The sequence below is a fragment of the Dyella sp. genome (assembly GCF_035508675.1).
Lineage (GTDB): Bacteria > Pseudomonadota > Gammaproteobacteria > Xanthomonadales > Rhodanobacteraceae > Dyella_B.
On sequence record NZ_DATJMN010000151.1, the window covers coordinates 1 to 3,956 of the forward strand.

A 3,956-nucleotide genomic window follows, 5' to 3' on the forward strand; every position below is an offset into this window, starting at 1 on the left:
TGGTGGTGGCACGTCCGCGCTCGGGGTATTTCGTTCGTGCCTCGACGCCGCCGCTGCCGACACACAAGCCCGCAAGAAATCGTGTACCAGGCGAAGTCAAAAACCCTGCGTTGCTCGATACCAGGGAAATACTTGCGCACGGCGACCTGCTACCGCTGCACAGTGCGACGCCGGCCTTCGAGTTGCTACCGCAAGGCGCGTTAATGGCATCGGTGTCGCGTTGCCTACGCCGCACGCCCGCAGTGGCGCTCGACTATGCGCCGGCCCAAGGCCACCTGGCATTGCGACGCCTGATCGCCCAACGTTATGTTCAAGTAGGTGCGCCGGCATCGCCTGAGGAAATCGTGATCACCGCCGGTGCGATGGAGGCCATCAACCTGGCGTTGCGCGTAATTACCTCTCCAGGCGATGTAGTGCTGGTGGAAACGCCCACCTACCACGGCATCCTTCAGACGGTCGCCGCATTGCATCTGAAGGTGCTGGAAATTCCGAATCTGCCTGGCAAGGGTATCGATGTAGCCCGTCTCGACCATCTGCTGCAGCAGAACTCTGTACGCGCCGCCGTTTTGGTGCCAAATTTCAACAACCCACTGGGCAGCCTGACGAGCGACGCTGACAAACGAGCTTTGGTGGACAGCTGCGCCCGGCACGGCGTGATCATCGTCGAGGACGATATTTATGGCGAGCTGGCTTGGTCCGGGCAGCGCCCATCGCTGCTTCGCCGGTGGGACACTCACGGCATCGTGATTAGCTGTGGCTCGTTTTCCAAAATGCTGGCACCTGGTCTGCGCCTCGGTTGGCTGGCGGGCAATGCTTGGACGGACGCCTTGGTGCGCGCCAAATTCTTCTCCACGGTGGGAGGTACCAGCCTTACCCAGCTGGCCATGTCGGACTACTTGCAACACCACGATCTGGAGCGGCATCTTCGCCGTCTTCGCCGAACATTGGCGGATAACGGGCAGCGCTTATTGGAAGCCATCGCGCATTACTGGCCCAACGATACGCGCGCAAGCGAACCACAAGGAGGTTTGTCGCTTTGGGTGCAACTGCCTGCACGCGGCGACAGCCGTGTGTTGTTCAAGGCGGCGTTGTCAAAGGGGATCCGCACGTCGCCTGGCGTGCTGTTTTCCAGCCGCGGCGATTATGCCGATTGCGTGAGGCTCAGTTGCGGCCTCGCATGGAATGAGCGGCTGGACCACGCCATGAAGGAACTGGGGAGATTGGTGGCCAAGCTCGATAGATCGAAGGTCATGGCCTCGTAGAGGGTCGTCAGCCGCCTGTCGTCATAACTTACATGCGTGGAGCGCAATTCCGTGAGGCCGAATTCACGTGGCTGAAACAGGCGTGAAACAGAGTTCAAGGAGCAAGCCTTGCGCAGAGCTGGGCAGGATGGCGTGCCATCGTCGGTGTGGATCGGTTACCGGACAGCGGCTATCTTCGGGCCAAAGTCGCGCAGGAAAAGATCATTCGCGAATCCGGCATTCCCTATACGATCGTGCGTTCCACGCAATTCATGGAATTCCTCGACGGCATCACCCAGGCCCCCGTGATCGACGGAACGGCCCGCTTGTCGACGGGGGGGGTTAATGTTGCGAAAATTCATAGCAATAGCGCGCTAGCTTGGGAAATCCGTAAGCCAACTTGGTGGTGTAACAACAAGGCGGCAAGTATCTCGCCGCATCCTGCTGCTTACTTCCCGCCAGTGACATCGAGGAACGTGCCGGTGATGAAGGAAGCGTCGGCGCTTGCCAGCCACAGGATCGCCCGCGCCACCTCTTCCGGCTGACCGCCTCTGCCCATGGGGATCGAGTCCTTGACGCGATCAACCCGCCCCGGCTCTCCGCCGCTGGCGTGCATGTCGGTGTAGATGTGGCCCGGGCGAATGCAGTTGACGCGTATCCCTTCCCGCGCGACTTCTTTGGCAAATCCGGTGGTGAATGTCTCGATGGCGCCTTTCGATGCGGCGTAGTCGACATATTCGTTTGGACTGCCCAGCCGGGCCGATGCCGAGGAGATGTTGATCACGGCGCCGCCGCGCCCATTGTGACGATAGGACATCCGCTTCACCGCCTGCTGTGCACAGAGGATGGGGCCGATCGCGTTGACGGCGAAGATGCGCTGCATCCGTTCGAATGGGAGATCCTCCAGCCTGGATTGCTGCGCAAGTATGGCGGCGTTATTCACCAGTACGTCGATCCGGCCGAACTCCCGGTCGATCGCGGCGTATAGCTGGGCGACCTGCTCTGGATCCGCGCTATCCGCGCGCACGGGCAAAGCCCGGCGCCCGGCAGCTTCCACATCGACCGCTACCGCGTGGGCAGCTGACTCGTTGGACACGAAGCTGATCGCAACATCGTAGCCTTGTGCGGCAGCAAGCCGCGCAGTCGCCGCGCCTACGCCACGGCTTCCACCGGTTATCAGCATGAGTGGCGCCTGGGGGACGGTATTCATTTAGCGAGCCTTGTTGTGGTGGTGAGTGGGTCAAGCGGCGGCAAGCATGATCGCGGCTTTGGCTCATTCAGCTCAATATCCGGTGCCTGGAGTAACTGAGGGCTTGCGCTCTTCCACGATGGAGCGGCGCCGCCGTCGAAATCGACCATAGCGACCGTTCCGGGCCGAGCGTAGGTGTACATACCTATCAACATTTAGTTACGGCCCAGCCTGAGCGCATCCGGATCTTTCATCTCGGCGTCGACGGAGTAGCCGGTGAACTGTGGACGCTAGAGGAGATCGCTGGCGAGGACGACTCGGCGGTTGCGCGCTTGGGTGTGTCGGCTGGGCACCAGGTCTTGAGGCGCTTGCCTGCACGGAACAGATCGATGCATTCACGCATTTCGGCCTGGAAGGCCAAGTCGGGCGTGTTTATCGGGCAGCCGTACGAGAGTGGCTTGCCGTCGTTGTACTCGGCGATGCAGGTCGACAGCGGCAATGACTTGATCGGATGCGGGTCGCCGACCAGCGACGGCGGCGGTAGATTGAGGCGCTCGTCGGCATCCTTGGGCGATGGCGGCAAGGGAGGCGCGCCGCACAGCAAGTTGGAAGCCGTGCTGCGTTTGCTGGGATCGCACATGCTTTTGGCGATCGCCTGGATCGCATTGCCTATATGGCGCCCCACCGCACCACCGGCCGTCTCGTTCGGCGGCGGGAAATATTTATCGAAACGCGTGTGCTTGACGTGCATGTAGTCGTCGTGCTGCATGATTCGACGATCATCCGCGGGCTTGGCCGGTTTGGCCTCGGCACTTGGTGCTACCGAGGTGTTCGTCAGCGCGGGCGGCAGCCGTACCGAGCCATCCTTGGCGAACAAACTGGTGGCGGCCGGTGGGGCCGCGGAGGCCGCCGGCATAGGTGCTGCCGCATGATCTTGCATGGCCATCGCATCGGGACGCGGCTTTTCGTGCGACTCGGGGCGAACGCGCGGTGCCGCTGCCTGCTGCGGCGACACCAACTTGGGCAGCGTGGGGGGCGCAGGCGGCGGCGCGGCACGCGGCAGGCGGGGGTTATCCAGTAGTTGCACGATCAGCACCTGATCGTTCTCGGCAGGTGCCGGCTGCATTGCAGACCACAGCATCAGCGCGAACAGCACGTGCAGTGCCAATACCAAAGCCAGCACGAGCATCTGCACCCGACGCGTCGGCAGCGGCTGTCGCCAACTGCGCCTCAAGGTCTCACTCGTCCCGCTGTCGACTGAGGCCAGGCCACGCGCACGCGTGCCCTCCTGTTGATCTCGGCCCTGCTCGGAACGTTCGATGACACCGCCTCACTCAAGCCACGCCCGCGCAAACTTACGCAATACCGTCAGCGCGTGCTGCGGCCAATCTGCCTAGACAGGTTCTTTCATCAAGGGTTCCCCTGGTGAAAAGCGCAACGAGCAAACCGACGACGAGGAGGCTGAATTCTGGACCATCGCGACAAACGGTTCCCTCCCCTACTGCCGCAGGGGAGGGAGTGCATCG

Annotated in this window: 3 protein-coding genes; 1 reads left to right on the plus strand and 2 read right to left on the minus strand. The window is 62.0% G+C overall.

The window, feature by feature from the left end:
• Positions 1 to 1,262: PLP-dependent aminotransferase family protein (locus tag VMA74_RS08525; RefSeq protein ID WP_325366211.1), on the plus strand; the 1,262-nt coding region annotated here is incomplete at its 5' end.
• Between the two features lie 427 nt (positions 1,263 to 1,689).
• On the opposite strand, the gene VMA74_RS08530 is transcribed toward VMA74_RS08525, so the two are convergent.
• Together VMA74_RS08530 and VMA74_RS08535 are read right to left on the minus strand one after the other, a co-directional pair.
• A complete protein-coding gene (locus tag VMA74_RS08530) occupies positions 1,690 to 2,451 on the minus strand; it encodes an SDR family oxidoreductase (protein WP_325366212.1) in 762 nt (253 codons plus the stop codon).
• Positions 2,452 to 2,680: 229 nt separating this feature from the next.
• Positions 2,681 to 3,664: a hypothetical protein gene (locus VMA74_RS08535; protein WP_325366213.1), complete on the minus strand. Its 984-nt coding sequence runs from the start codon at positions 3,662 to 3,664 to the stop codon at positions 2,681 to 2,683.
• Between the last annotated feature and the right edge of the window lie 292 nt (positions 3,665 to 3,956).

What these genes read in the sequence shown, in the direction of transcription:
- VMA74_RS08530 (WP_325366212.1), bottom strand. Translation starts at nt 2,451, where the DNA reads ATGAATACCGTCCCCCAGGCGCCACTCATGCTGATAACCGGTGGAAGC.